Origin of the sequence: Halocatena salina, assembly GCF_023115355.1 — an archaeon.
Taxonomy (GTDB): domain Archaea; phylum Halobacteriota; class Halobacteria; order Halobacteriales; family Haloarculaceae; genus Halocatena; species Halocatena salina.
The window spans coordinates 57,897-84,265 of the sequence record NZ_CP096019.1; the positions used below are offsets into that span (position 1 = coordinate 57,897).

The window sequence follows — 26,369 nt, forward strand, 5'->3', positions numbered from 1 at the left end:
GAAACGGGATACGGACGATGACGAGTGAAAACGACATCTCAGAATGGAACAAACAACCGCCTGATCCCGATCTCGAACAGGATTTAGGCTATGACCTCGACAGTTGGGAGGTAACGGACACCCATTGCAAAGGCGAGGAACATCTCGTATTCCTCCCTTCGTCCAACCGAATACGCCGAGATAACGAGTTCATCGTCGCACACCCCGATGACGTGTGTGATTTGTTCGATATGATCTGATCGGTTGGCTTCGAAACTGTTTTACAGAGAAACGAGGAGATCGTCAATCCGGTGTCGCTCTGTGTGCGTAGCTAGTGGCGAGTTCCGTGAGCGTTTCGTGGTTGTTCATGGAATGTGGCGCGGTGAGTGGTGAGACGCTGACGTGGCCGTCGACGATGGCTCGTCGGTCGGTACCATCCGGATCATCGATGCTCCCATCCGCGAGCTGATCGAAGATCCGATCCCGGAGAACGATGTGATCTTCGTCCTCGATCGCATCGATTTCGTAGATTTGTGACGGTTTGGTGATCTTCATCTCACACGGACCCTCATCGATCATCGGTGCGTTGACGTTCAGATAATCCGCGTGCTCGAAAACCCCTGATTCGAGGGTCGTCTCTGCGAGATACCGTGCCGCACGCGCCGGTTCCTCATACTCCTCGACGGACGGCTCGAACGAGCGAAAGTCGATATCACCGCCCGGAATGTACATCGAAACAGCCATCGCTGGTACGTCGAAAAACGTCGCCTCGACAGCGGCACTCACCGTTCCCGACCGACCGAGTACGTACGCCCCGAGGTTCGCGCCCCGATTACAGCCCGAGACGACGAGATCGAACGCCGTATCGAGAGCCTGCATCCCGACCACGACACAGTCGGCGGGTGTGCCATCGACCGCGTATCCGAGTTCGTGAGCGTCGACTTCGACTCGCCGCGACATCGCACGGCCCACTGCGCTCTGGTCGGTCGCGGGCGCGATCGCCGTCACGTCACCAACCTCCGACAGGGCGGTGTACAGCGCATACAGCCCCGTTCCCTCGATACCGTCGTCGTTCGTGAGCAGGATGTTCATTTTGTGGTGAATTCGAGTGGATAACGAAAAAGAACCCGTCTCGGGATCGTCACGCCAGTCGATCGACGACTGTTTCTCCGTCTACGACCAGATTGTACGCCGTTTCGTCGTCGTTCCAGAGCAAGAGTGCATTCTCGAACGCGAGCAGCCCGCCGTACGGTGTGTGGATGAGCGCGTCGTTGAGTCCGGTTTCGCGGACGAGAACCGCAAAGTGGTCGATCTGCTGGCTTCCATCACCGATCAAAAACAGCGGGTGCTCCCCGCCGAGGTCGTGACTCAGCTTCACAGCGAGGAGATCGATCCGATCCGAAACGTGGGTCTCTGCGTCAGCCATCGGTGTGAACCGTGACGAATCAGGAGTGACCGTAATCCGCCGGCGATCGTCCCGTCGAAGCATCGAGTAGGCGTACTGGACGTCGGTGTTGACGAACGCCGAGGAGTCAGGCTCCGACGTTTCTGACACTGCATCCGCGAGTCGTCTCTGAACCGATGGCACCGAAACGTCAGGCTCGACATCGAATGACCATCCCTCGACTCGGGCACCAGGCGTTAAGTCCGGCCACAGTCGAACCGTCGGTGCGTACACCGTACAGCCCAGCTCATCGGCCAACGTCCGCTCGATTTCACGAAGTCCTGTCGCTGTGTTTCGGTCGGCCGGTGCGAGCAACAGACACGTCCCATCGGGTGTGAGCGCGTCCAAACAGCGATCGACCGTCGACACCGGATCATCGAGTTCGCTCAAAACGTTGGCAAACAGCATCAGGTCGTACTCTTCTGGCGGCTCGAACGCTTCCGCTCGGGTGCGGTGAACCGTCACCGACTGATTGCGGCTCGGCTCTACGAGCGCCTCGAACACGGATGCGGCTGCGCTCGGCTCCACGGCGTGGTAGTCGATCAGACACGGCTCCAGGAGATCAAGCAGCCCCAGCGCCGGTCCGCCGATGCCTGCCCCGACGTCTAACACCCGAAGCCGGTGATCCACCAGATCCCCGCGAACCAACTCCATCAGCGCGTGCTGTGTGACTGCATAATTATCATATAAGTGGTATATGGCGTACGCGAGCGCGGTGTCACGATCGTATTCGACCGGGCGTTGGTGGAGGTAGTCGTCTTTGATCTGCACGATCAGTTGCCGGAGGCGTTCGCCCGATTCGCCGGTCGGCCAGTCGGTCCCGAACCGTTCACACAGCAGGGCATCGAGTCGTTCGGTGTACTCCGTCGGAACGCTTCCGCCGTCAAACGAAACGTCGACGGGATCATCGGGAACAGGGACGAAAACCTCATCCCGTTCGATGAGTTCGAGATCGAACGCCTGTTCGCGTAGCACCTGCCTGACAGCTGCAGGGTGCGGTTGTCCTTCGACGTACTCATACAGCTCTTCGGGATCGATCGGGCGGACGTTGTGCAGGTAGCGAGCAGTGTCACGCACCTGTGTTCGTTGGTCGTCGTTCATCGCCTCGGATACCCTCCAGTTATCGGGCGTCGCGGTAGAGGGTTTCGAACGTTTCGGCGTCCGCCTCGGCGATACGGCGTGTGGCGGCCGCGACGTCCTCGGCACCCCCAAACGCCGCTTGTATCTCCGCGTAAACGTCCGGATCACCGCCAGTGACCCGTTCGGTGAGAGCCGAAAGCTGCTCGGACACTGGCGTGTGGAACTCTTCTCGGACCGGTTCGCTCGCAAGTCCGAACGCGAGAATTGCGGCGTGAGTTTTGGCCTGAACGGTCGACATCGATCGGTCGTGTTCGTCCGGAGTGGTCTCGAACAGTTCGTTACCGCGTTCGAGCAACGTCGACTGGATCCGGTCGGTGACAGGACCGGACTCATCAGACACCACGGCGATCCGACCCGGTGCGTATGTGGCTCCGAACAACGGATGCAGACTCACGCGTTCGTGCTCGGGCGCGTGTGTCCGCATTGCAGAGACAGCTGGTTTCATGATTCCAGTGACGTCAACCACGGCGTGGGTGGCCCGCTCAGCGTGGGTAGCGATCGCGTCCGAAACGGCAGAGATCGGCACCGCGAAACAGACGACATCGAACCGCTCGGTCGTGTCGAGATCGACAGCCCGGCCGCCTGTCGTGGCCGCAGCGGACTCTGCCGCCTTCCTGTCGCGGTCAGCGTACGCGACCGACGCATGAAGAGTCCCACCGAACCACGTTCCCATCTCGCCAGCGCCGACGACGAGTACGTTCATGCTGCGCGATTCCTCTGCGGTATATAAAAGCCTGTCCGACCGACGGCGTCACTCCACAACTAGCTGTTTGGGATACTCGGTGATGTTCTCGAAGCCGTCCTCGGTGACGACGCCGAAGTCCTCGATCCGAACACCGCCCACGGCAGGATCGTACAGTCCCGGCTCGACAGTGACGATGTGGCCCGCTTCGAGTTGCTCTCCACCCGGCGCGAGCCGCGGCCGTTCGTGGATATCTAAGCCGATTCCGTGACCGGTGCTGTGGATGAACCCCGTTTCGGTTCCCTCATCGCTCCGGAGCGTTGGCTCATCAGCGGCCTCATACACGTCACAGACGGCATCGTGAACGTCTCCACCAGTTACTCCAGCTTCAATGACGTCGAACGCGGCGCGTTGGGCTTTGTGGGTAAGATCGTACCACTCCCGGATCGTCTCGGACGGCGTTCCCTTCACGAACGTCCGAGTCATATCCGCGAAGTATTTCGATTCTTTTCCGCGCGGAAAGATGTCGATAATGATGCTTTGGTGTGGCTCAAGCGGCCCACTCCCTCGATCGTGGGGATCTGCTGCGTCGGCCCCACACGCGACGATGGTTTCATCGAGAGCGTGGTCGTTCCGGAGGAGTTCCATCTCGATCTCCCGGCGAAGGCGTTCGCTGGTCAACACCTCTCCGTCGTGAACGAGTGTCCCTGATTCGATCGTTGCCTCCCTGATGAGCGTCTCGGCACGACCCATCGCCGCCTCGTTCGCCCGCTGGGCGGTGCGGATCCGCTCGATTTCTTCGTCTGTTTTGACCGCGCGCAACTGCGTGATCACGCTCTCAGTGTCGACTGCCACGGAGACACCGAGGTCGCGTAGTCCGTCAGCACTCGACAGTGGGAACCGTTCGGGAACCGAAACGGACGTGACTCCCTGTTGCTCCAGAAACTCGGCGATGACGCGGGTTTTTGCCTCGGTTTGCTCGTATTGCTCTCGTTTCGTTCGATAGTCGAAATCGCTGTATCGGGATACCGTCTCCGCGTTACTCTCTCGTTTCGCCCGGCCGTATTCGAGACTCGAAACCAACAGATGCACACCGTCCGCGTACACTGTCACGAACGGATCGGGTGCGTCGAACCCGGACAGATATCGTTGATCAGGGATCTCGCCGTCCGCATCGATCAGATAGCCGTCGTCGTTCCGATCAGCGAGGAACCCATCCAAATCCGAAGTATCGGGCTGCATATCATGCCTCTTACCCTCGATGAACTAAACGTTAGCTGTCGCATCGGATCGGTCATTATCCAAACTGAGACCATCCTCGACGGCTGAGAACCAATAAGACGCCATATCCGATGCCGCCTGCGACGAACAAGGCGGGAGGAATGAGAAACGGTCCGAACGTCTCACCCAACCATTCGACCCCAGTGTACGCTAACACGATCCCAGATTCCGCTCCCAACACGATAAAGCCCCCCTCACACGGATAGCAATCAAACCATTGGTTGAACCATCACAACGGTTTTTGCAACCAATCTATAATGGATAATCGTCGCTGGCAACCGTATCCATCCCAAATGGGTCCAACCGCTGTCATTCCATACCGCCAGCGCTTGTTCGTCACGGCTGTTACTGGCCGATCGAGATGCCACCAGAAATACTCATTGTGAGTGCAGGCAACGAAGCTTTAGCGATATACAGGTGATCACCTGACATGGTACGATTCGTCTGTCCATCATGTGGAGGCGCCCCAGATGCCATAGAAACGTGGCTCCGCGTCCGTTCCACTGGGACCGACGAGGGTGCTCCCACGATCCAACTGCTCCTCGATGAGGATCTGGAACCGTCCGAGCCCTCCTTTGGAACGGAGCTACTGGAGCCTGTACGGACGTTGCGCCCGTGTGGACACACGTTTCCATACAAGAATGTGGACGCCGTGTTCCACTTGCTCGAAATACTCGAAACGCTCCTCCAACGACACAACGATACGACCAACCCCCTAGAAACCCAGCATTTACGCCACGAGATCCATACCGTCAGCGAGCAGCTCCATACAGTCGCACAACAGTGTATCGACCAGGTAGAGACGGTCAATCCGAACCGGTGTCGGAAGTGGCGGTCGGGACCCCGACGATCGACATACGGACCCGAAACATAATTTCGGCGTTCTGGTATGAGGACCCGAACGGTTAACACGACGGTAGAGGTTGATATGGTATGACGACGGTCACTGTGTGGAACGAATACCGACACGAGCGCGAAACTGACGTGGTCGCCTCCGTTTACCCGGATGGGATTCATACGGTCATCGCCGATGAGCTTGCCGATCACGGGTTCGAGACGCGGACGGCCACCCTCGATGAACCGGAACACGGGTTGAGCGAGACCGTTCTCGAGGAGACGGACGTGTTGACGTGGTGGGGCCACGACGCTCACGAGGAGGTCAGCGATGCGGTGGTTGAGCGCGTTCACGAACGCGTCCTCGAAGGCATGGGACTGATCGTCCTCCACTCGGGTCATTACTCGAAGATCTTTCGGCGACTGCTTGGCACGAGTTGCTCGCTCAAGTGGCGCGAAGCAGCCGAAACCGAACGACTGTGGGTCGTTGAGCCGAGCCATCCGATCGCAGAGGGTCTTCCCGAGTACGTCGAGCTATCCGAAGCGGAGATGTACGGGGAGCGCTTCGATGTTCCGCCACCGGAGACGCTCGTGTTTCTTTCGTGGTTCGAAGGCGGGGAACTGTTCCGGTCGGGCTGTTGTTACACCCGGGGACGCGGACGCATCTTCTATTTCCGTCCCGGCCACGAAACGTATCCGATCTACCACCAGGAGACCGTACAGCAGATTCTCGCCAACGCCGTCGCGTGGGCTGCACCCGGTGACGGCCCGGTCTCGACGTTTGGCAACAGTGACCCGATCGAGCCGATCGACACGACCGACGACCGGACCGTCCACTGACCGTCTGTGTGTTAGAGGATCAGATTCCCAAAACGTTTATTGGTATTAGAAATAATTCAACTCTCATGCAGATCGGTGTTCTGACAGCGGTCCTCGACGATCAACCACGAGACGACGCGTTCGAATATCTGTCGGACCTCGGGGTCGAAGCGGTGGAACTCGGCACCGGTGGCTTCACCGAATCCGATCACCTCCCGCGAGAGGAGTTTCTCGACGCGGAGGATCGACAGAAAGAACTCCACGAGTCGCTCGAAACCAACGGTCTTTCGATCTCGGCGCTTGCAACCCATAACAACCCGTTACATCCCGACGAAGCACGCGCTGATCGGGCCGACACCGAACTCCGGGAAGCGATTCGGCTCGCTGATCAACTCGGCGTCGACGCCGTAACGTGTTTTTCAGGGCTTCCGGGTGGCAGTCCGAACGACGAGACACCAAACTGGATCACTGCGCCGTGGCCCCCAGAGCACGCCGAGAGCCACGAGTATCAGTGGGAAGTCGCTACCGACTACTGGAGCGATATCGCCGACCATGCGGCGTCCCACGACGTGAACGTCGGTATCGAGATGCATCCGAACATGCTAGTGTACGAACCGACCGGTCTACTCGAACTGCGCGAAGCGACCAACGAGCACATCGGCGCTAACTTCGACCCGTCCCACCTCTACTGGCAGGGGATAGATGTTCTAGAAGCGATCCGGTATCTCGGTGAACACGACGCCATCCACCACGTTCACGCCAAAGACACCCGCGTCTACGAGTCGAACGCCCGACTGAAAGGCGTGCTCGATACTACCGCTTACACCGATGAGCCGAACCGATCGTGGCTGTTCCGATCGGTCGGCTACGGCCACGACGAAGCCCACTGGAAGGATATCGTCTCGACGCTTCGGATGGTTGGATACGACGACGTACTATCCATCGAACACGAGGATTCACTCACGAGCGGACGGGAAGGACTAGAAAAAGCGGTCGATCTCCTCGACCGAGCCGTCTTCGAGACGACGTCGGGCGAAGCCTACTGGGCGGAGTGACGAGGACTCCTGATTACGTTCCATTTCACACCGGAACGAACCGTCAAAATGGAAAACACTAAGAGGTAGTTCTCGGAATCCAAAAGCATGACACTCGATATCGGTGTCCTCGGCTACCGGTTTATGGGGAAAGCGCACGCTAACGCCCTCGCCCGCTTGCCGATGTTCTTTCCAGATGCCCCTGACGTGAACCGCCATGTCCTCATCGGCCGCGATGAGACGGCACTCGAATCGGCAGCCGACCAGCTCGGTTTCTCTCACACCTCGACGGAGTGGGCTGACGTCATTTCCGAGGTCGACGTGTTGTACAATCTCGGGCCCAATCACGTTCACGTCGAGCCGTCGATCGCGGCGCTCGACGCGGATGTATCTGTATTTTGTGAAAAGCCTCTCGCGCCGACACTGTCGGCAGCGGAACGGATGGCTGAGGCTGCCCGTGATTCGGACGCAGTCGCGGGAATCGCGTTCAACTACCGGTATCTACCCGCCGTCCAGTACGCCCGCCAGCGTATCATGAACGGGGACCTCGGAGAGATTCATCACGTCCGAGCGCGGTATCTCCAAGATTGGCTCGTCGATCCGGACGCGACGTGGAGTTGGCGGCTGTCGGAGGAAATGGCTGGGAGTGGTTCGCTGGGTGATCTCGGAGCACATTCCATCGATCTCGCGCGCTTTCTTCTCGGCGCGGAGAACGGTAAAATCGACCGCGTTTCCGGACAACTTCGGACGTTCATCGATGAACGCCCGGTTAGTGCCGAAAACGAACGAACCCGTCCCGTAACGGTCGACGATGCCTACTCGGCACAAGTAACGTTTGCCTCGGGTGCGATGGGGACGTTCGAGGCGTCACGATTTGCGACCGGACACGAAAACAACAACACGATCGAGATCAACGGCTCTGCGGGCAGCCTTCGATTCTCACTCGAACGGTTGAACGAGTTAGAACTACTCGAACCGGGCGACAGAGGGTTCCAGACGATCATGGTCACCGACCCAGACGATCCCTACATCGACCACTGGTGGCCGCCCGGCCACACGATCGGCTGGGAACACACGTTCGTCCACGAAAACTACGAATTCCTCAAATCCGTCCACAACGACACGTCCTACACGCCCAGTTTCGCCGATGGACTGGCGGTTCAACGCGTGTTGGATGCGATCGAACAGTCCGACGAACGCGGTGAATGGATTGAAATCGAGTAGCGATCGCTGATCGGCTCGATGATTACGGTCGCCCGAAGGCGACCGGATTCGTCTCGAACTTTTATAACCGAGCGCTCAGTAGTAGATCGGTAATGCTAGATGAACCGGAACGATTCGTGGACCATGCCTATGAAACGGGGGAGGGTCCGTTGTACCACCCCGACGAAGATCGTCTGTACTGGGTTGACATCCCGAACGGGCACATGTATCGGTACGACTTCGAAACGGACGAACGAGAGCAGTGTTACTCCGGTCCGTCGGTCGGTGGGTTCACGATTCAAGCGGACGGCTCGCTCCTCTTGTTCAAGGAAAACGGCTCGATTACGATCTGGAACGATGGTCATGAAAAGACAGTCATCCCGGAGATCCCCGAAGAGCGAGGCTCACGATTCAACGACGTGATCGCGGGACCGAACGGACGGGTCTTCTGTGGGACGATGCCACCGGACGGACGGCTGTATCGACTCGATCCCGACGGTTCGTTGACGCTGCTCATCTCGGATCTCGCCGTGTCGAACGGACTAGGGTTCAGTCCGGACAACACGCGGGTTTATTTCGCCGAAACTGAAGCAGAGACGATCTGGTCGTTCGAATACGACGCCGATTCCGGCACCCTGTCCGATCGTGAACCGTTCGTCAGCACCGTCGGAGATGCTGGATTTCCCGATGGATTGACGGTGGATGCAGAGGGTTACGTCTGGTCGGCTCGGTGGAATGGGGGATGTGTGGTCCGTCATCATCCCGACGACGGTCGTGTCGTCGATCGCTTCTCCCTGCCCGCGCGGAAAGTCTCCTGTATCACGTTTGGCGGCCCTAACTACGAACACGCTTACGTCACGACTGCGACAGCGGGCAACGACCGATCTGTCGAAGGAAAGGGTGCTGGTGCGGTGTTTCGCTTTACTCCCGATGTGAGCGGTGTTCCCGAGTTCCGGTCCCGGATCGAACCCAACAGCTAACGAACTGTACAGATCCGAAAACGGTTGGTTGCGTCTCAGAACCGATATCGGAGCAGCACAGAAACTGGACGTACGTTCATTTACTGAAGCTACCAGCGCTGCTGTCTGGGTAAGAAATACCAGACGGCGACGACGACGAGCGCTACCAGAATGAGACCACTGGCCAAGCGCAAGAGAAAGTCGAGTGGCGAAGTGGATCCCGAGGAATCCGCTCTGTCACCACCAGTCGACGACTGTGCGGAATCGGCTCCTGCACCGTCCGTTGATTGGGTATGGGTTGTGTTTCCAGCCGCTGTGGTAATTGGAGTTCCCGTGGCCGCACCACCTATCGGCGTCGGCTGAGTAACTGTCGGCGTTCCAGCACCAGTGTTCTGGCCAGTGACATTCCTCCCATTGATGTATACGAGTGCTTGTTGATCGATCGATGTCACAGTCGCGTTGCCAGTGAAATAGAACGAATCGTACTGATCAGTGAGCTGACCCTGAATCTGTGTCCCATTCGCTCCACCCAGTACTGTCGTCTGATCCTGATTCTCGGTGGATTCTCCCGGTGTAGCGTCACCAGTGACTGTGATTTCGTAGTTGATGGGACTGCCGTTCGAGGAGTTCGAACGTACGATCTGGAGATGGTTGCCCGAAAGTATTGCGGGTGAAATCTCCTGCCCACCGAGTCGTAACTGGAGATCGTCGCCCCGGTGTTGGAACGAGTCGATGTAGCCGGTGTACGTCACCGTGTCTGTGGTATCGTCAGTCGTATTGTCCCATGGAACGCCCCCGACCCGACCGCTCAGTGTTCTGCCCTGAATAGCATCGCCCTCATCCGTTTCGCCAGAGATGTTCTCTGTCGCCGAAATGGTGTATTGGACGGGATCACCCGTGGTTTCGACGATCAGCGTGTGCTCGTCACTGATATTTTGTGTGGCAGCAGATTGATTACTCATCGTAACTGGACTCGCCGGCATAGCTAGTCCGGAAAGAATAACTGCTCCGATGATGATGAACGACAGCGATCGGGTATAGTCGAGATCATGTACTGATAACATCGTATTACAGCCGTTGTCAATAATATAGCACCCATTTAATTATAATTTACCGATTATATATCACTATTGTACTCGAGAGAATATTCGGGAGATCACTGTCGTGACGTCGGATCGTGCTAAGTGGATTCTTGTAACAACTGCTCGAGATTCATCGGTGTAGGCGTCGGCTCAGGCGGATCGTCAGTCGAGGTATCCTGCGATTCTGCCAACTGGAGCTCGATCTCTCGGAGGCGGTCCTGCCCCGATTTGATCGCGTTTGAACCGTACGTGTTGCCTTTTACGCGTACATCTGCCTGATTAGGAAAGAGAACGACATCACCTATAGCGTCCGATTCGCCCCCATCTATCTGCTCAGCGCACCAATTGTTGCAAAAGCGAGCATATTCTTCCGGATAGCCTTGGATGGAAAACGCTGGATATGTGGTCAGTTTGAACACATTATGGTGTATATTAACAAATGTGCCGGCCACCATGCCAAGACCGGACTTACCGAGATGGTCGAGATTTTCACCAAGATAATGCATATCAAATGCGTGTAAAATCGCGTTCGGTCCGATGAGGTTAAACCGGGCTTCGTACCCGCTGGTTGGATAGCCAAATCCGGCGATGGAGTGACGGTTGTAATCGAAGGTGTTCCACTCGATCAGATGCAGTCCGTTGTACAGCTCCATCGGATATCCGAGGTGATTCATCTGATTGTGGTGCATCAAATTGTGATGAATCCACCCCTGCGTGTATTTGGTTTCCGCTCCGAGAGCAATGCCAGCGAACGTCCAACCGAACACTTCACAGTGATCGACGATTGCGGTCTGTCCTTGAAAATTGAAACCGAGTGCTGCGAAATCTTCTTCGTCTTTATTGTTTTGCCATGGCTCGAAGTTATCCGTTCGCGGTCCCTTCAGTCGAAGGCCAGTGATCCGGCACCCGCCGGTATCGTTGATAAAAATCCCTTTGTCGTAGCCATCCGTTTTGATCAATCCACCATTCTGGCTGTTCAAATGTCGATCACTGGCGATCGTCACGTTCGGCGCGACGGGTGCGTTGACAACGCCCGTCATGTCGATCGTGACTGAGTTGGGGATCCACACCGTTGCTTCAGGAACACGAATCGCTTGAAGAAGAGAGGACCGATCCGTGGCAACCTGTGTTGCCATCTCCCGTGTCACACGGTGTTGCTGGGACGCAAACTCCATCGACGGATAGTTTCCTTCCCCGCTGCCACCGCTGGTCCACATCGACAGACAGCCACTAACTGACGACATCCCGACCGTTCCGGCAGTTCCGACAGCTGTGAGAAATCGACGCCTGTTAATCGGCTTTTTAGCGCTCATATTGGTAATGAATCAAGCTGGAAGTATCGAGTCACGGTTCCAGACTGCAATAAACGTGATATGATGTGGATATCGATAAGGATTTTACTGTACACTATCAGACTATCATACGTAGCCATGTCGTTTCACGCTCCCACTGGGAATACGCCTGGTGATCGATGTTTCGCTCATCTCGTTTTCGTATGTAACGATACCTTCCAATCTGGCATAAATCTATGCTGATGAAACACTCTATTGTATTATCTGTAACAAGTATCTACGGTTTGTCGCATTATCATCGTTTAGAACAGAATCTACATCGTTATAATAAATAACCTTTATGGTGCTCTTTCCGGTACTTTTTTATACCCTCACTCTAATATTAACTCATATCATGATCAAAAAGACGCCTCTGTCAAGGCATATGAAAAGTGCCAGAAACGTTATCAGTAGTATTACCCATAAAGTTATACGAATCGTTACGCAGCCGGGTCGCCACGACCTGTATCTATCGATGGGTGCCGTAGCGTTGTTCCTCGCTCCTCTGTATGCGACACCAGTTTCGGCTCAGATAGGAGTTTCAGAAGCCGAACAAGTGTTGTGTGATGGCTCGGCAGGAGTCAATATCGCACAGATCATTACAGTAGGGTTAGGATTGATCTCTATGTATTTCATATTGAAATTCCTCTTCCGGATGATGACCGGTCTCGATAAAGCCGGCAGCACTGATTCCGGAGCACAAGCCCAAGGGAAACAGGAAGCGAAAGGTGGCATCTACTCGCTCGTAGCGGCGCTTCTTCCCGTTCTCGTACCTGTCTTCCTGAACACAGCAGGTATCGACGTCGCTTCATGCCTGTTCCCAACATAAAGGAGGGATCGCCGTGATGCATGCTAGTACCCGTCATATAGTCGTGTTACTCTGTCTTATCTGCTTGTGTGGAGTTGCGAATCCCATCGTCGGCGCTCCAACTGGGCCTGACGGTTCATTGTCGACGGGTGCTCAGCACCAAGCGAGTCAACAGACAGGAGGAAACGTTTTCGCTTCGTTTTTCACTGTTCATGAAATGGCGCAACCGGACTCCGGAACGAACCGTCTCGGTGGACCATCCGGTGACGATATCTACCCCCAAGAGGACGACAAGGATGAGGAAGACTATACGATAAAGATCGGGCCTGTCGACGTCGATATTGGGGAAATAATCCGAAAGACGTTCGAATTCACCGCTAGTCTGACGATCGATATGATCGAATTGGGGATCAATACGTTCAACGACTACATCATAGGGGTACCCGCGCCGGGGAATCCGACCGAGGTATCCACGTGGATATCGGCGGAAAACCCATGGCCGGCCGTCTACGGTGTCTATGGGATCATGACGACGGTGGCGATCGCCCTGTTGACACCTTCATTTATGGTTGCGACGGACACAGTCGATCCTCAACAACGACGCGAGCGGTGGCTCGAACTCGGCAAGGCAGCGTTTTTCATCCTACTCGGTATTCCCGTGGTTGCGTTCTGTCTCCATCTCGGAAACGAACTCATACAAGCGATCGCTCCGAGTGGATACGAATTCATATCATCCACAGCCGGCGTTTCGGACCTCAGTCTCGGACTTCTGTTCGGAGTATTACTCGTCTGGGCTAAAGGCACTATCGTCGGAATCGGTCTCATAATCGCTATTATGATATATATGTCTGTTTTTATTTTGGTTGCATTTTGGCCGCTCTTTTGGGCGCTTCGTGTGCAGCCACAGTCTGATCTACAATCGTACGGTACTGTTGGTATTTCCATGCTCCCCTTGATTATTCTATTACGATTCACCCAAAGCGGCATCCTTCGACTCCTTCATCAGTTGCCCTACGATAGTCTTGGGGATTTGGCGATCAAGGTAATAGCGATAGTCGCCGGTCTTTCGATCGCATTGATCGGATTACCGTACGTATTCGTCACGAAACTATTTCCGAGAACGATCATCCTTCCCAGTGGAAGATCTCCGTTCAACTCCGGTGGTGGTGGTCCTCCTGGCGGACCGGGGGGGCCACCTGGAGGTTCCGGCGGGGGATACACGGGACAACAGCAGCAGTGGGCTAACAGCCCCGGCGGGTACAAACAGCCCGGCGCAACGAGCGAAACGCCCACTAGTCGACCATCGTTCGATGCTAACAATCAAAGAAATGTCGTTGGAACGACAGGGAGTTCTCCGAGAAGGGGATCTTCTCGGTATGGGACCACCAGTCGTAGTGCCCAGCCCGATTCCAGCGACGAGGACGACATCTCCGAAGAAACAGAGGACGAGCAGATCGGGGCAACAAGTGAGAGGCCTGGCCGGTAAGTGTCCATACTATTAAGTGAGATACCGGCTATTTATTGGGGAGAGCGGTAGTAATCCAAATACACAGCAAGTACACGATCAACAATGAGTACGAACTCACAGAGCTCGAATACACAATCGAATCAGACTGGCTTGATACTACCATATGTTGACACGGATGTGACGATCAAAGGTGCCGTAACGCTCGATAACATCTACTCGTTCGCCGTTCCGGTCGCAACACTGATCATCGCGTTACTAGCATGGTCGATCGATGCCACGATAGTCGCCGTCGTTTCGTTTGCGATTACTCTCGTCGTATTGCCAATAATACTGTATCTTGCGTACACCAATCCGTACTATCTCTCCTCGCGAGAGCGGATCGAACGGTTTATCGAATCGCGTCGTCTGCAACAGAAGTTCCCCTATCACTATCACGAAACCCTAGGACGACAAATACACGGGGTAGAACGTTTGTATCCGGATGGAACTGCTAAGATGACCGATGGTCGCCGCGTCGGTCTCATCGGTGTCAAAGGGATGAATGCCTGTCGGATCACGTCCCAAGAGGCCCAAACCTACGTTGGGGCACTCACGAGCGGTATCGACGAACAGATCAAGGACATCCCATTTTCCATATACGCAACATCAGACACGTTCGAGACGGAGCAGTTGATCGAGCATATAACGGAGTGTGTCGAAGAAAGTGAACGGACGGACCAATCCCTCGCGGGCACAGCTCGGGCGGAAGAGTACATCATGGAGCTGTTGCTCGACGTTTCCTCGTGGTTCGTCGAGACGGAATCACCCAAATGGGATGCCAACGAGTGGGAGTATTACGTGGTTGTCGAGGTCAGTCCCGAGGACGTCGCTGCCGGGTCAAGAGTTACCGATTCGAACAACTCCGGACTGTTTGGGATGTTCTCATCGACCGACAACACCGAAGAAAATCAAGCACTGGACTCGGAACTGCGCGCAGAGCTCGACGATCGAATGAGTACTATTCAAGGCGCGCTCGCTTCGGTAGAAGGGATCGACAGCGGTCGAGCAGGCGTCCTCGATCACGCCCGTCTGCTGTTACGGTACTGGTCGGGAGAGCCGTCACTATCTCTCGGAACGGAAGTGAGAGAAGCGATGGCAAACGACGATAACCGAGTCAGCGTCGGGGAAACCCCGACCGAACGCATGCTCACTCCAAGCGAGCTCGATTCCCAAGACGGCCGTATCATGGTCGGAGACGAACTCTGTAAAACGTTCTGTATCATGGGATGGCCGGTCGAACCGCCACCGTTGTTCCTCGGAGACCTATTCACCATGCGAAAGGCGAACGTCGATGTTCGTGTTCACGTCGAGCCGGAGTACAAGCAGCGGTCGATCGAGGAACTCGAACGGCTGTACGCCGATGTCGAATCCGAGGAGATGGAGCGCGCCCAGAACATGGACGCAAGTAAGATACAGATCCAAAACGACAAGGACGCGGTCCGGAAGATGTATCTGCTCCTCCGAAACACGACTGCTCAACCGTGGCAAGTGAGCATGTACGTAACGGTTCGGGTCGGACCGGAGGAGGCATACGAGTACGCCCAACAGATGGGTCGGGAAACGGAGAATCTGTATCTGGCGAAGGTTCGAGCACTCGAAGACGCCTGTGACGATGTCCTCGAAGTGCTGACGAGCGCACCCGCTGGATTGGGTCCTCGTCAGCCCAGTTCCGATATGTCTGCACTTGATATGTTCGAATCGTCATCTCCGACTGGAGCGGATCTCTACCACGAGAAAGGCGACAAACCCAAGCGAACACGAATGCTCGGCGGGGCGATCGCGGCGATGTTCCCGTGGTGTGCTGGTGTCATGCAAGAACCTGGTGGGTTGCGATTCGGACGGAACAAACAGAACGGGTCGGCCATCTTCGCGGATCCGTTCGAGCGCGGTGCTCCACACCTTCTCACACTGGGACAGACCCGTTCAGGAAAAACGTACTCGGTCGAAACGGCACTCGCAGAATGGTACTGTTCGGATCCTTCTCGGACGCTCATCGTCTGTGACACTGAACAAGGATTTGAAGGTCTCACCCAGCTCTGTGGTGGGAAACACATCGTCGTTGACGGCCAACAGACGATCAATCCATTCGATATCCAACGTCCACCAAAGCGCATCCGGGAATCGAGCGTCGGGGAGTCGAACCACTTCCAAATGAAAATCGATGAGGTCACGAGTTTCTTTGCCGGAATCCTCAGGGCACAGGGGATCGATCCATCCGGATACATTTCCACCATCGAAGACGCGGTCCAAGAAACGTACGAATCGATCGGGATCACCCACGATCCAGATACCCACGACAAGGCAAGCCCAACCATCGAGGATTTCGTCTCGGTGCTCGAACGAATGTTGAACACGCCCGAGCGCTTTACCTTCACCGGTCACGAGCGCGAGGCCGAACAGCGCGTTCGCGTCGTTTCTGATCTCCTCGATAAACTCAGTGGATTCAAAGAGAACCGGAAATACCACCATATGGTCGGTGAAACCGAGACCGGCATTCTCGACCGGGAAACGGACATGGTGTACATCGATCTCAGTCAGTTCAATGAGGCATCCGAAGCCGAAAAGTCCGTCATGCTCCACCTGATTTTCGGACAGGTTTATCAGAAGGTCAAACGGACCCAAGGAGAGATCATCTTCCTGATCGACGAGGCCCACTTCCTGCTCCACAGCGAAGAGATGATCGAATATTTGCAGGACGCAGCTCGGAGCTGGGCGCGATACGACGCGGCATTGTGGTTCGTAACCCAATCACCGCGTGAGTTCATCGAACGCGCACAGTCGATCGGCGAGGGCCAGGAGAACCAGCGCCGGACTATCTTGGACCAGTGTTCGACCATCCAGACGTTCCGCACGCCTCGGATCGAACCGGAACTGCTCATGGAGGGACTGGGTCAGAACCGAAATCAAGCCGACTTCGTCAGGAACTCCGCCGTCACCGGCAGCTCGGAACGTCAGTATTCGGAGTGTCTCATCCATTTCCAAGACCGAGAAGGATGGTGGGAGAGCCACATCGAAGCCAGCCCCTTCGAGGATCTCGTCTGGAACTACGCGGGTCGCAAACACGGCGACTTCGACCGGTATCTCAGAACGAACTGGAGCGGTCTGTCCACGTCATCGGATTCGTCTCTCAACGACCAATCGCCACAATCGTCAGACACTCCCGAACAGGAACCGTCTGAGGGTCGTGAAGAAAGCGTAACGACTACGTTGGGGCCATCAACCCCAGCGAACGGCGAGCTCGACGATCAGTCGTCTAATCAGTGATCTGGTGTTGCTGGACCGTTTGAGATCGAACGAGAAACGGTTGCTGTGAGGGCTACTCGGCGGGGATGGTAAGCGTCCCAGCTTTCGATCTCGACTGCTCGACCACGGACGGTCGTGCTTCGAAGTCGATGATGACCTGTTCCCCGTAAGTAACGTCGTTGACGCGAGCGTTGTCGTGGATCCACGAGACGAGACTCATCGTATCATCTGTCATTGGAAGCACCAACCGCTCGTGCTCGAACGGCGGAAGTTCACGATCGATCCGATCGAGGAGCCCGTCCGTGCCGGTCCCCTCGACGGCACTCACGGTAATGGGGTTGGGTGCGAGTGCTGAGAGGGCGTTCATCTTTCGCTTCCACTCATCTTCGTCCACACAGTCGATCTTATTCAACACAGTGACGATCGGAGCCTCGTTGCGCTCATACAACGTGTCGTGGCAGGTGATGAGCTTCTCGCGGATCTCCTCGATCGGCTCCGTAACGTCTACGACGAGAAGCACGAGATCAGCTCGGTAGACGGCATCGAGGGTAGATTTGAACGACTCGACCAACCAGTGAGGAAGCTCCGAGATGAACCCGACTGTATCGGTTATGAGCACGTCTCGTCGATCCATGTCGACCCGTCGCGTGGTTGTTCCAAGCGTCGTAAACAGTCGATCTTCGGATTCGGCTGTCGCGTCGAGATCCGGATGTTGGTTTTCGTTCTCGTCGATAGTAAGATCGCGGGCAAGCTGGCGCAGTAGTGTCGACTTCCCAGCGTTGGTGTAGCCCGCGAGTGCAACGAGATCGAAACCCGATTCTCGGCGTTGTTCCCGGCGTTTTTCTTCTTCCTCCTCGATCTGAGCCAGCTCCTCTCGGATTCGGCTGATACGGTTTTTGATGTCCTGTTCTCGGCTTTCGTCGTACTCACCGAGACCCATGAATCCAGGGCGCTCGTCGCGCTTTGCGAGGCTTACCTTGGCCTCGACTCTCGGGAGTTCGTATCTGAGTTCGGCGAGCTCGACCTGAAGCTGTGCCGTCCGCGTCTGGGCGCGCTGTCCGAAAATGTCCAGGATGAGCCGGAACCGGTCGACGATGTTTACACCATCTGGGAGCCGGGTTCCCAGATTGTACGTCTGGTACGGACCCAATCGGTTGTCGAAAACAACGACGCCTGCGTCCGTCCGTTCGAGCAACCGAGCGAGTTCGTCGACTTTTCCCGAGCCGAGACAGAGCGCCGGATCTTCCGTTCGTGTCTGGGTGATCTCGCCGGCGATGCGGTAGCCAGCGGAACGGGCCAAATCCCGAATCTCGTCGGTCTCGGGATCGGACGACCCCGACGGCCCGCGTGCTGCGATGACCGCGCTTTCCGGATCGTGTGGTGTTCCCGTCACTCGCGGGAAACTAGGCTGTCTGTTCACTTAATCCTCCGGGACGATCGAGTGGGCTTCACTCACGAGATCCCGAAACGGGAATCACCGCGTGCTGAGTTCGTCCTCATCTTTGACGACGCGGGTTTCTGCCTCACCACTAGATACCTCGTTGACGAGATCGTAAAAATCGTTTTGCAGTCCGGCAGGAAATTCGAGAACGCCGACCCATCCGCCATCGGACTGCCACTCTTCGCGCTGGAGATCTCCAAATTCTCGGATCTGTGCTTGTCCGCTTCCGGCGTGTTGGGCCGGTAGCTTCACCGCGATGATCACCTCATCGAACCGGATCGGAATGATGGGCCGGAGCGCGTCGAGCGCGTCGTCGACCTGGTTTTCGACCGGTTCCATCGGATCGACTGTGAATCCCGCCTCTTCGAGCGCGCGCTCGATGCGCTCGGGTGGGTGGGGTGCGTCGTCCATCTGTGGATTGACGGCGTTGCGAGCGATGCGATTGACGAGCTGTTTGTGCTTTTGCTCTTGCATCTCCCGCCGTTGCTCGGCGGTGATCTGGATGTCGCCGCGTCGTATCACTTCCGGAATGATTTCCAGTGGATCTGTGGTGTCGAACACCGTTTCGAGATCAGCAGCTGCCGGACGATCGCCGCTTGAGGCGTCTTCGAACACGTCTTCGGCAGCGATCACGTCCTCAAGGTCGTCCTCGAACTCGTCGCGCTTGATCGCCAGCGCTGCGTCCGGATCGACGAGCACTTCGAATCGGGTGCCGTGGGATTCGAGCCGCGCCGTCACCGCTTCGTCAAGGGATATCATGGGATGACTCTGGGTATTCGCGGCGCAGTAAAGTGTGTTCTCCCTTGGAAAGGGAGATCAGTCCTCCGAGAACCGTCGATCGAGGAAGCCATCGAGGATCGAGAACATGCGAATCTTCCGGAAGTGCGAGGAGAAAGTCCCGCCCTAAAAGACGGGGATGAATTCGACAAAGGATAACATCACTCTCTATAATAATGTATTAAATTCTTTTCGATATTCTTAACCACTATTTCAATGAATATCCACGGTCTTCATAGAAATAATCGATCGAACGGAAATCGCGGTGCCATCCGCGGACAACGTCTTGCAGTGTCGTCGTCGAAACGTGAATGCACTTACTCTTCGTCGTCCGTTTCGTCGGCAAGCAGGTCGTATTCTTCCAGATACGATTCGACCTCGGTTTCATCGAGTACCTGATACCGTTCGGTTTCGGTGTCGATGGTAGCAACACCGAGTCCCTCCGCATCGAGCCCCTCATCGCTGACCGACGCGAGCGCTTCGAGGGCGAGTCCGATGCCGCTTTCGAGATCCATTCCCTCTTGGTACTGCTCTTTGAGGTGGTCCTCGATGTCCGAGCGGTTCGCGCCGACCGCAAGCGCCTTCCATTCGTACGGCGTTCCCGACGGGTCCGTTTCGAACAGCCGTGGTTGTCCGTCGTCGATGCCGCCAATGATGAGCGCAACACCGAACGGCCGTGCGCCACCGACTTGTGTGTACTGTTGGATATTGTCGGTGACGGCTTTCGTCAGCGTTTCCACCCCGATCGGCTCGTCGTAGCGTAGTTGATTGACCTGTGAGTAGCGCCGGGCGTAATCGATGAGCTGTCGAGCGTCCGCAACGTGACCTGCGCTGGCGATACCGACGTGATCGTCTGCTTTGTGGAGCTTCTCGACGCTTTCGCCCACCAACAGCGGCGATCGGATCCGTTTATCAGCGACGAGAACGACCCCATCAGCAGTTCTGACACCGATGCTCGCCGAACCTCGCTTGACCGCCTCACGGGCGTACTCTACTTGATACAGTCGTCCATCCGGTGAGAAGATCGTGATCCCCCGGTCGTAGGCTTGTTGTTGCGATTGTCCCTGCATAGTTACTCGATATCGAAGTCGGTCGCACCCGCGAACCCGTTATCGGTTCGAACCGCGATACGTCGCTCCCGAACGAACGCGAACCGATCGGCATTCTCGAACGCAACGGTTCTTTCCTCTGGCCTTTCCAACGGACGCCGTATATACCTTTCTTCGCAGGCTCGTACCGTGCCGCTCACGCCGCGTACGGTCACCCGCACTGGTTGGTCATCAACGCTGTTCACGCACGCGAGCACCGCCCGCCCGCGTTCGACTGCATCACGCCGCACACGGACGACGGCTGCGCCGTCACCGTTCTCGAACCTGAACCCGAACACGCTCAGGTCGATCTCGGTGCTTCCGACATCTCCAATGAGATTCTGAGCATTGTAGTACAGTTCTCGTTGGAACTGTCCGCGGTCGATCCGTGCGTCTGGCCACGCTTCGATATCGACGCCGAGATATCGCCATCGTGGGCGAAGGTGTTTCGGGAGATGGCGCACAGATCACTCGCCCTCAGTTCGCTCAGCTCGTTCTGCGACCAACACACCGACTTGCCCGTGGACCCGTTCAACGGCAGTGAGCGAGAATCCGGTGTCAGTCAGCGCGTCGGCCAGCACTCCTACAGTCGCGGGGTCGTCCACCTCGGGATCGTAGTACGGTTCGTCGGGATCCGGCGTCTCGAAAAACATCACGTCTCCGAGGACGAATCGTCGGGGACCGAGCGCAGCGATCGTTTCGATCGCTGCCCGTTTCTCGTCGTCGCTCAGGTGGTGGAGCGCGAAATTCGAAACGACGATGTCGACAGGCCCATTGTAGTTCGGCTCGCGGAACGTGCCCGACCCGAACGTCACGTTTTCGATGTCGTGAGCGGCTGCTTTCTCTCGAGCTTGGTCCATCATCCCGTCGCTGATGTCCCGACCGACGACCTGCGCCGCATCAGCTGCCAGTGAAAGCCCGATCGCGCCCGTCCCGGTGCCGAGGTCGAGAACGATATCCGACGGTTCGGGAGCCGCATGATCGATGACGAGGCTAACACACGCGCGATACTCCTCGTTTTCGGGCTGCTGATCGTCGTAGGCTGCTGCGTGGTCATCGAACCGGGCTGCGTGTTCCTCAATCGTCTTCTTCATACCGTCCAGTACGGACGCCGGGCTCAATGAACGACTCGGACCGCCGGTCCCGGTTGCGCGCTGCTATCACCTTCCACGCCTGCAGTCCACGACGTATCTGATCGTCTGTGAACCCGATTGTGGTCCCGACGCCCATGAGCTCTCGGGGGGCCCGCAGTTCCAGATGGCTCCGGGGGTCTCCGCTCACGACGTAGGGGACATCGTACTTTTCGACCAGCGTTCGGAGCCGTCGAAGCCCGCGGAGCGCCTTGACGCGTTCACCGCCGTCGGCGCGCAGCACGCGAGAGAAATTGAACTCGACGTGAACGCCGTTATCCGCTGCAGCGCGCGCGAGGACGTGATTGAACTCCCCGTCAGCCATGGGATGAGCGAGGACATCGACCCGTTCATCCTCACAGGCCAACCGATTGTGCCGTCCGCCGTGGACACAGACGATCGTCCGACGCGATCGATGGCGCGTAATCTCGCTCGCAACCGACGACCGGTCGTTAGCGCGAATCTCGACTCCCTCAACCACGTCGATTCCGAATTCCGCCGCGATCCCGTCTGGATCGTACTCCGCCATCGCGTCGTCGTGACACCGAACGACGAGACCGTCATACTCCAGCTCGGAGACGGTGAGAGCGAGGCGGGCGACTGTGCTCGTCCCGTCGGGACGCGCGTGAGCGGCCTCATACATGGTCGGATCACTCCGAAAGTGGATCGAACGCGTCGATCACGTTTTCGATCGCGGATTCCTTTTTGGCTGGATACGCTTCGATCTTCCCACGGAACGACAGTCCATCTCCGAGCGCTACGCTTCCAGCTAGAGCGGCCTGCTTGTCGAGATACAGATACAACTCGCAGTTTTCGGTCACTCGCCGATCGAGTTCGCTACCCACCTGCGCCCACTCCTCGGGGGACATCCGATCGAGTTGTGCGAGGACGTGTCGGATCGCATCCGCGTTTTCGACCCGCGCCGACAACACGACGATGCGGTCGCCAGCATACCCCGTATTCTCGACGCGTTCGATCTCGAACTCCTCCGGGAGAAACGTTCGAAGGGCACGCTCGACACGGGGCTCATCTTCGGTGGCGTAACAAAACGCCTGAAGATCGACGTAGTGGAATGGAACGCCCGACACGGCTGGTCGTTACTCCTCGGAATCCGAAGCGGGTTCGAGGGCGTCTTCCGGAACGCCCTGTTCCTGTCCGTCCTCGAAACTCACGGTGTACGTCGCATCACCAAACATCGTCTCCATTACTTGGGTGATCGTTCCCACATCACCGTCATGCTCGCTGTGCTCATCGTGTAGCACCACGTTGTCGTCTTCATCGAATGCCATATCCACCATACCTCACGACTCAACAAAAAAACCCTGATTTCCTACCCGGACTACTAACAATATAAATTCGTGTGACAATGACATATCAACGGTAGAATAATCTGGTCCGATCAACCGAACGAAACGCACCATTACTGGACGTTAAAACCGATAGAAACGTATTCCGAAGTTTAATGATGATCTGTGGTACATATCTAATATGGAGTTTGTCACCACTGAAACGGTTCCCGGCCGTGAGATTCAAAAGACACTCGGTATCGCTCGTGGCAACACCGTCAAAGCGCGTAACGTCGGACGGGATATCACCCAGAGCATCCGAAATATCACTGGTGGCGAGTTGAAAGCCTACTCCGAGCTTCTGAGCGACGCCCGCGATGAAGCCCTCGAACGTATGGCCGATGACGCCGAGTCGTTGGATGCCGATGCTGTCGTCAACGTTCGACTCGAAAGTTCCGCGATCGCCAACGGGGGATCGGAAGTGATCGCCTATGGCACCGCCGTCACGTTGGACTGAGACAACAGTCCCTAATTGTCAACGATTCTATGGTCGAACGGAACGATCCAGCCAGAGCCGGCGTCAAAGCCGGTCGCCTCGTTGGTCTCCTGACGGGAGTGCTCGCCGTCGTGAGCCTGTTAGAGATCCAAGGGACCTACTACGGGGAGATGACTGCGATACTCGGTCTGTTTGGGATCGATTGGTTTCCGGTCTCGGCTCTGTTCTGGTGGAACGCCCTTCTCACGATAATCGCTCGGTACACCCTCGGGTACGTGACCGGTAGCCTCATCGGCGTTCTGTACGACTGGCTCGACCATCCGTCGTGCTCCGTCCTGATCGGGGGCGTTCTCGGCATTGGCATCGTCGACGGATTTGTGGCTACCGTTGACACACGCAGCATCCTCATAGGCGGTGGGTATCTCCTCGCCTGGGTCTGTTATGCGCCGACCTTTCTCTGGCTGTTCGATGCGGACGCTGGCGACGATCGATCCGGACCGCTCAGATTAGGGGACTGAGGATCGACGTCACGCTGAGAGACTCAGTCCTCAAGCGTCGTTTTCTCTTTTTTGTGGACGTGTACGTCCCTGATCTGGGTAGTAGGATACTCGCCGTCTTCGTTTTTTTCCGCGGCTTTCACCATGTCCCAGACGACGTTCAGTCCGGTCGTAACACCAGTGAGAGCTTCCATCTCGCAACCGGTTTTGCCGATTGTTTCGACGACGACTGTCAGCGTCACACAGTCCTCTTGTATCTCAAAATCGCTCTCGACGTTCGTGACCGGGATCTGGTGGCACATCGGAATCGATTCCCACGTGTGCTTGACCGCTTGGACGACTCCGACGCGGGCAGTAGCGAGGACGTTCCCCTTCTCGATTTCGTCGGCACGGACGGCGTCGACGGTCGAGGGCCGAAGCTCGATGGTTCCGGTAGCGATCGCTCGGCGTTTCGTATCGGGTTTTCGACCCACGTCGACCATCTGGACCGATCGCTCCTCGTCGATGTGTGAGAACCCATCGGTCACGCATCTAGCACCTCAGGAACGCGGTCGATGATATCGAGCGGCGAAATCGATGCTCGTTCGTTGCTAGCGCGTTCGCCAGCCCGGCCGTTGATGTACGCGCCGATCGCAGCGGCATGGATCGGTTCGAGAACCGATGCAAACGCCCCGACGATGCCCGCGAGCACGTCGCCCGTCCCACCGACGGTCATTTCGGGCGTTCCGCTGCGGTTGACGCGCGTCCGTCCGGTAGACCCATCGGCGATCACGTCGTACCGACCTTTCAACAACACCGTTGCATCGAGATCCGTCGCAACCGTTCGGACGTCATCCATCCGGTCGCGCCAGCCGTCGCTCGGATCACCTCCCATACGGTGGAACTCGCCGGCGTGAGGCGTACAGATGAGTGAGGCGTCAGTACTAGCCGCATCAGGGACCACGCCGAGTGGATCGGCGTCAACGACACACGTGCCGTCGAACGAGGAAATGAACGATTGGGCAGCAGTGAGTGTTTCCTCGTGGGCACCAAGTCCGGGGCCGATAACTGCGACATCCATCTCGGTAGCTGCTTCGAGGAGCGTTGAGACGTGGTCGGAACCCAGACGTTCACCGTCTAGCGGCGTCATGATGAGCCCCTCATTGAAGCTTTGAACGGTCGCCGCTACCGACGTGGGACAGGCGACCCGTACGATGTCGGCACCGGCGGCCAGCGCAGCTTGTGCGGTCAGGGCGGGTGCACCCGTGTACGGACCCCCACCGATGACGAGCACGGTTCCGTTGTCCCCTTTGTGACTGTCGGGTGCCCGCCCGAGTCGGAGCAGATCACCACGTTCGACGAGCGTATCGGCCATCGCGGGAATCCCGATGTCGGCGACTGTCACCGACCCCTCCATGGAATCCAACCCCGGTTTCACGTCGTGGAACGTAACTGTGTGATCCGCATCGACGGCGACGGAGGCTACGGTACCGGTGTTCGCGTCCATTCCGGATGGAACGTCGACGGATACGACCGTTCCATTGCTCTCGTTGATCCGTTCGATTGCCGTGTGCGCGGGTTCACGGGGCGCGCCTCGCACGCCGGTTCCGAGGATCCCATCCACGATGAGATCCGGAGTCCCGAGGTCGAGATCCCGCGAATCGCGCACCTCTCGGGTATCGTACTCCCCCCGATTGAGTGCCACCCAGTTCTCCCAGCTGATCTCCGTGCTGATCGTTTCTGCACGACCGAGCAACAACACCGTCGGATCGTACGCGTCGAGAAACCGTGTGGCTGCGAAGCTGTCTCCGCCGTTGTTTCCACGGCCAGCAACGATCACGACGTCGTCCTTCGGGTCGGCGTACTCTCGAACGACGCGTGCGACGGCACGACCGCTCGATTCCATCAGTTGCTTTCGTGGAACTCCGAGTGCGGCCGCGTTCGCGTCCACTACGGCCATCTCTTCGATCGTAATCATGGCCGGACGTTTGCTTGCTCGGGGGTTAAACCTACGGGGCTATCGGATCGCGTTACCGCCGTATCCGAAAGTCCGCTATGCCCTCGGGATCGCTGTATTCGACTGTCACGTCGGTCACGTCGGCCCGTGTGCTTCCTGTGTGACACCATTCGATCATCGACTCGACCGCGTTAGATGATCCCTCAAACACTGCCTCGACACGGCCGTCGTCCAAGTTTCGGACCCAGCCGTCGACGCCTCGTTCGGTTGCCTCTTCGCGCGTCGTCGAACGATAATACACGCCTTGGACTCGTCCCGAGACGAAAACGTGTGCACGTGTTCGGTCAGACATGGTGTGTGGTTCCATCCGAA

General features: G+C 56.9%; 29 protein-coding genes. 11 read left to right on the plus strand and 18 right to left on the minus strand.

Annotation, left to right across the window (positions count from 1 at the left end; genetic code table 11):
- Nucleotides 1-17: 17 nt before the first annotated feature.
- A complete protein-coding gene (locus tag MW046_RS00255; protein WP_247993573.1) occupies nt 18-239 on the plus strand; it encodes a GIY-YIG nuclease family protein in 222 nt (73 codons plus the stop codon).
- 43 nt (nt 240-282) lie between these two features.
- Here the strand turns inward: MW046_RS00255 and surE are convergent, their stop codons facing one another.
- From surE to MW046_RS00280, 5 genes are read right to left on the minus strand one after another with little or no spacing between them, the layout of a single operon-like run.
- Nucleotides 283-1,071 carry a 5'/3'-nucleotidase SurE gene (surE, locus tag MW046_RS00260; RefSeq protein WP_247993574.1) on the minus strand — a complete coding sequence of 263 codons (789 nt, stop codon included), beginning with the start codon at nt 1,069-1,071 and terminating at the stop codon, nt 283-285.
- 49 nt (nt 1,072-1,120) lie between these two features.
- Nucleotides 1,121-2,524, minus strand: a complete 1,404-nt coding sequence (locus MW046_RS00265; RefSeq protein ID WP_247993575.1) for a small ribosomal subunit Rsm22 family protein — start codon at nt 2,522-2,524, stop codon at nt 1,121-1,123.
- A 19-nt stretch (nt 2,525-2,543) separates the two neighbouring features.
- On the minus strand, nt 2,544-3,266 hold the full coding sequence (locus MW046_RS00270) for a prephenate dehydrogenase/arogenate dehydrogenase family protein (RefSeq protein WP_247993576.1): 723 nt from the start codon (nt 3,264-3,266) through the stop codon (nt 2,544-2,546).
- A gap of 48 nt (nt 3,267-3,314) precedes the next feature.
- A complete protein-coding gene (locus MW046_RS00275) occupies nt 3,315-4,487 on the minus strand; it encodes a M24 family metallopeptidase (RefSeq protein WP_247993577.1) in 1,173 nt (390 codons plus the stop codon).
- Between the two features lie 55 nt (nt 4,488-4,542).
- Nucleotides 4,543-4,704, minus strand: a complete 162-nt coding sequence (locus MW046_RS00280) for a hypothetical protein (protein WP_247993578.1) — start codon at nt 4,702-4,704, stop codon at nt 4,543-4,545.
- A 252-nt stretch (nt 4,705-4,956) separates the two neighbouring features.
- Between MW046_RS00280 and MW046_RS00285 the strand changes: the two genes are divergently transcribed.
- From MW046_RS00285 to MW046_RS00305, 5 genes are all read left to right on the plus strand, one after another.
- Nucleotides 4,957-5,400: a hypothetical protein gene (locus tag MW046_RS00285; RefSeq protein ID WP_247993579.1), complete on the plus strand. Its 444-nt coding sequence runs from the start codon at nt 4,957-4,959 to the stop codon at nt 5,398-5,400.
- Nucleotides 5,401-5,459: 59 nt separating this feature from the next.
- Nucleotides 5,460-6,200, plus strand: coding sequence for a ThuA domain-containing protein (locus tag MW046_RS00290; protein ID WP_247993580.1), 741 nt, complete (start codon nt 5,460-5,462; stop codon nt 6,198-6,200).
- A 65-nt stretch (nt 6,201-6,265) separates the two neighbouring features.
- Nucleotides 6,266-7,234: a sugar phosphate isomerase/epimerase family protein gene (locus tag MW046_RS00295; RefSeq protein WP_247993581.1), complete on the plus strand. Its 969-nt coding sequence runs from the start codon at nt 6,266-6,268 to the stop codon at nt 7,232-7,234.
- 87 nt (nt 7,235-7,321) lie between these two features.
- Nucleotides 7,322-8,437, plus strand: coding sequence for a Gfo/Idh/MocA family protein (locus tag MW046_RS00300; RefSeq protein WP_247993582.1), 1,116 nt, complete (start codon nt 7,322-7,324; stop codon nt 8,435-8,437).
- Between the two features lie 92 nt (nt 8,438-8,529).
- On the plus strand, nt 8,530-9,396 hold the full coding sequence (locus MW046_RS00305; RefSeq protein ID WP_247993583.1) for an SMP-30/gluconolactonase/LRE family protein: 867 nt from the start codon (nt 8,530-8,532) through the stop codon (nt 9,394-9,396).
- A gap of 89 nt (nt 9,397-9,485) precedes the next feature.
- On the opposite strand, the gene MW046_RS00310 is transcribed toward MW046_RS00305, so the two are convergent.
- Nucleotides 9,486-10,337 carry a hypothetical protein gene (locus MW046_RS00310; protein WP_247993584.1) on the minus strand — a complete coding sequence of 284 codons (852 nt, stop codon included), beginning with the start codon at nt 10,335-10,337 and terminating at the stop codon, nt 9,486-9,488.
- Nucleotides 10,338-10,555: 218 nt separating this feature from the next.
- Nucleotides 10,556-11,593: a hypothetical protein gene (locus MW046_RS00315; protein WP_247993585.1), complete on the minus strand. Its 1,038-nt coding sequence runs from the start codon at nt 11,591-11,593 to the stop codon at nt 10,556-10,558.
- Nucleotides 11,594-12,446: 853 nt separating this feature from the next.
- Between MW046_RS00315 and MW046_RS00320 the strand changes: the two genes are divergently transcribed.
- The 3 genes from MW046_RS00320 (at nt 12,447) to MW046_RS00330 (ending at nt 17,367) form a co-directional block, all read left to right on the plus strand.
- Nucleotides 12,447-12,617 carry a hypothetical protein gene (locus MW046_RS00320; RefSeq protein WP_247993586.1) on the plus strand — a complete coding sequence of 57 codons (171 nt, stop codon included), beginning with the start codon at nt 12,447-12,449 and terminating at the stop codon, nt 12,615-12,617.
- A gap of 196 nt (nt 12,618-12,813) precedes the next feature.
- Nucleotides 12,814-14,082: a TrbL/VirB6 family protein gene (locus MW046_RS00325; RefSeq protein WP_247993587.1), complete on the plus strand. Its 1,269-nt coding sequence runs from the start codon at nt 12,814-12,816 to the stop codon at nt 14,080-14,082.
- 159 nt (nt 14,083-14,241) lie between these two features.
- Nucleotides 14,242-17,367 carry a VirB4 family type IV secretion system protein gene (locus MW046_RS00330; protein ID WP_247993588.1) on the plus strand — a complete coding sequence of 1,042 codons (3,126 nt, stop codon included), beginning with the start codon at nt 14,242-14,244 and terminating at the stop codon, nt 17,365-17,367.
- A gap of 52 nt (nt 17,368-17,419) precedes the next feature.
- Here the strand turns inward: MW046_RS00330 and hflX are convergent, their stop codons facing one another.
- The 8 genes from hflX to MW046_RS00370 form a co-directional block, all read right to left on the minus strand.
- On the minus strand, nt 17,420-18,739 hold the full coding sequence (hflX, locus tag MW046_RS00335) for a GTPase HflX (protein WP_247993589.1): 1,320 nt from the start codon (nt 18,737-18,739) through the stop codon (nt 17,420-17,422).
- Nucleotides 18,740-18,820: 81 nt separating this feature from the next.
- The gene (locus MW046_RS00340; RefSeq protein ID WP_247993590.1) at nt 18,821-19,546 is read right to left on the minus strand and encodes a ribosome assembly factor SBDS; all 726 of its coding nucleotides are present in this window, start codon (nt 19,544-19,546) and stop codon (nt 18,821-18,823) included.
- A gap of 335 nt (nt 19,547-19,881) precedes the next feature.
- Nucleotides 19,882-20,634 (minus strand): archaeal proteasome endopeptidase complex subunit alpha, encoded by a 753-nt coding sequence (psmA, locus tag MW046_RS00345; protein ID WP_247993591.1) that lies wholly within the window; start codon nt 20,632-20,634, stop codon nt 19,882-19,884.
- 2 nt (nt 20,635-20,636) lie between these two features.
- The gene (locus MW046_RS00350) at nt 20,637-21,116 is read right to left on the minus strand and encodes an Rpp14/Pop5 family protein (RefSeq protein ID WP_247993592.1); all 480 of its coding nucleotides are present in this window, start codon (nt 21,114-21,116) and stop codon (nt 20,637-20,639) included.
- 3 nt (nt 21,117-21,119) lie between these two features.
- Complete coding sequence (locus tag MW046_RS00355; protein ID WP_247993593.1) at nt 21,120-21,746, minus strand: class I SAM-dependent methyltransferase; 627 nt, start codon at nt 21,744-21,746, stop codon at nt 21,120-21,122.
- The gene (locus MW046_RS00360) at nt 21,730-22,425 is read right to left on the minus strand and encodes an RNase P subunit p30 family protein (RefSeq protein WP_247993594.1); all 696 of its coding nucleotides are present in this window, start codon (nt 22,423-22,425) and stop codon (nt 21,730-21,732) included. Before MW046_RS00360 ends, MW046_RS00355 begins: the two co-directional genes overlap by 17 nt.
- 7 nt (nt 22,426-22,432) lie before the next feature.
- A complete protein-coding gene (locus MW046_RS00365; RefSeq protein WP_247993595.1) occupies nt 22,433-22,870 on the minus strand; it encodes an RNA-binding protein in 438 nt (145 codons plus the stop codon).
- A gap of 9 nt (nt 22,871-22,879) precedes the next feature.
- Entirely contained in the window at nt 22,880-23,071 is a 192-nt protein-coding gene (locus MW046_RS00370; RefSeq protein ID WP_247993596.1) for a DUF1918 domain-containing protein, read from the minus strand.
- A 199-nt stretch (nt 23,072-23,270) separates the two neighbouring features.
- On the opposite strand from MW046_RS00370, the gene MW046_RS00375 reads away from it, so the two are divergent.
- Nucleotides 23,271-23,585: a YbjQ family protein gene (locus tag MW046_RS00375; RefSeq protein WP_247993597.1), complete on the plus strand. Its 315-nt coding sequence runs from the start codon at nt 23,271-23,273 to the stop codon at nt 23,583-23,585.
- Nucleotides 23,586-23,614: 29 nt separating this feature from the next.
- A complete protein-coding gene (locus MW046_RS00380; protein WP_247993598.1) occupies nt 23,615-24,082 on the plus strand; it encodes a hypothetical protein in 468 nt (155 codons plus the stop codon).
- 23 nt (nt 24,083-24,105) lie between these two features.
- Here the strand turns inward: MW046_RS00380 and moaC are convergent, their stop codons facing one another.
- Genes moaC through MW046_RS00395 form a run of 3 tightly spaced genes read right to left on the minus strand, consistent with a single transcriptional unit; the run spans nt 24,106 to nt 26,349 of the window.
- Nucleotides 24,106-24,588 carry a cyclic pyranopterin monophosphate synthase MoaC gene (gene moaC / locus MW046_RS00385; protein WP_282190217.1) on the minus strand — a complete coding sequence of 161 codons (483 nt, stop codon included), beginning with the start codon at nt 24,586-24,588 and terminating at the stop codon, nt 24,106-24,108.
- Nucleotides 24,585-26,018 (minus strand): NAD(P)H-hydrate dehydratase, encoded by a 1,434-nt coding sequence (locus MW046_RS00390; RefSeq protein WP_247993599.1) that lies wholly within the window; start codon nt 26,016-26,018, stop codon nt 24,585-24,587. The genes moaC and MW046_RS00390 overlap by 4 nt, the downstream gene beginning before the upstream one ends.
- Nucleotides 26,019-26,070: 52 nt before the next feature.
- Nucleotides 26,071-26,349: an acylphosphatase gene (locus MW046_RS00395; protein ID WP_247993600.1), complete on the minus strand. Its 279-nt coding sequence runs from the start codon at nt 26,347-26,349 to the stop codon at nt 26,071-26,073.
- Nucleotides 26,350-26,369 lie beyond the last annotated feature (20 nt).

Coding starts and splice junctions, on each gene's coding strand:
- MW046_RS00255 (WP_247993573.1), top strand. CDS start 18: ATGACGAGTGAAAACGACATCTCAGAATGGAACAAACAACCGCCTGAT.
- surE (WP_247993574.1), bottom strand. CDS start 1,071: ATGAACATCCTGCTCACGAACGACGACGGTATCGAGGGAACGGGGCTG.
- MW046_RS00265 (WP_247993575.1), bottom strand. CDS start 2,524: ATGAACGACGACCAACGAACACAGGTGCGTGACACTGCTCGCTACCTG.
- MW046_RS00270 (WP_247993576.1), bottom strand. CDS start 3,266: ATGAACGTACTCGTCGTCGGCGCTGGCGAGATGGGAACGTGGTTCGGT.
- MW046_RS00275 (WP_247993577.1), bottom strand. CDS start 4,487: ATGCAGCCCGATACTTCGGATTTGGATGGGTTCCTCGCTGATCGGAAC.
- MW046_RS00285 (WP_247993579.1), top strand. CDS start 4,957: ATGGTACGATTCGTCTGTCCATCATGTGGAGGCGCCCCAGATGCCATA.
- MW046_RS00290 (WP_247993580.1), top strand. CDS start 5,460: ATGACGACGGTCACTGTGTGGAACGAATACCGACACGAGCGCGAAACT.
- MW046_RS00295 (WP_247993581.1), top strand. CDS start 6,266: ATGCAGATCGGTGTTCTGACAGCGGTCCTCGACGATCAACCACGAGAC.
- MW046_RS00300 (WP_247993582.1), top strand. CDS start 7,322: ATGACACTCGATATCGGTGTCCTCGGCTACCGGTTTATGGGGAAAGCG.
- MW046_RS00305 (WP_247993583.1), top strand. CDS start 8,530: ATGCTAGATGAACCGGAACGATTCGTGGACCATGCCTATGAAACGGGG.
- MW046_RS00310 (WP_247993584.1), bottom strand. CDS start 10,337: ATGAGTAATCAATCTGCTGCCACACAAAATATCAGTGACGAGCACACG.
- MW046_RS00315 (WP_247993585.1), bottom strand. CDS start 11,593: ATGGCAACACAGGTTGCCACGGATCGGTCCTCTCTTCTTCAAGCGATT.
- MW046_RS00320 (WP_247993586.1), top strand. CDS start 12,447: ATGACCGGTCTCGATAAAGCCGGCAGCACTGATTCCGGAGCACAAGCC.
- MW046_RS00325 (WP_247993587.1), top strand. CDS start 12,814: ATGGCGCAACCGGACTCCGGAACGAACCGTCTCGGTGGACCATCCGGT.
- MW046_RS00340 (WP_247993590.1), bottom strand. CDS start 19,546: ATGATATCCCTTGACGAAGCGGTGACGGCGCGGCTCGAATCCCACGGC.
- psmA (WP_247993591.1), bottom strand. CDS start 20,634: ATGCAGGGACAATCGCAACAACAAGCCTACGACCGGGGGATCACGATC.
- MW046_RS00355 (WP_247993593.1), bottom strand. CDS start 21,746: ATGAAGAAGACGATTGAGGAACACGCAGCCCGGTTCGATGACCACGCA.
- MW046_RS00360 (WP_247993594.1), bottom strand. CDS start 22,425: ATGTATGAGGCCGCTCACGCGCGTCCCGACGGGACGAGCACAGTCGCC.
- MW046_RS00370 (WP_247993596.1), bottom strand. CDS start 23,071: ATGGCATTCGATGAAGACGACAACGTGGTGCTACACGATGAGCACAGC.
- MW046_RS00375 (WP_247993597.1), top strand. CDS start 23,271: ATGGAGTTTGTCACCACTGAAACGGTTCCCGGCCGTGAGATTCAAAAG.
- MW046_RS00380 (WP_247993598.1), top strand. CDS start 23,615: ATGGTCGAACGGAACGATCCAGCCAGAGCCGGCGTCAAAGCCGGTCGC.
- MW046_RS00390 (WP_247993599.1), bottom strand. CDS start 26,018: ATGATTACGATCGAAGAGATGGCCGTAGTGGACGCGAACGCGGCCGCA.
- MW046_RS00395 (WP_247993600.1), bottom strand. CDS start 26,349: ATGTCTGACCGAACACGTGCACACGTTTTCGTCTCGGGACGAGTCCAA.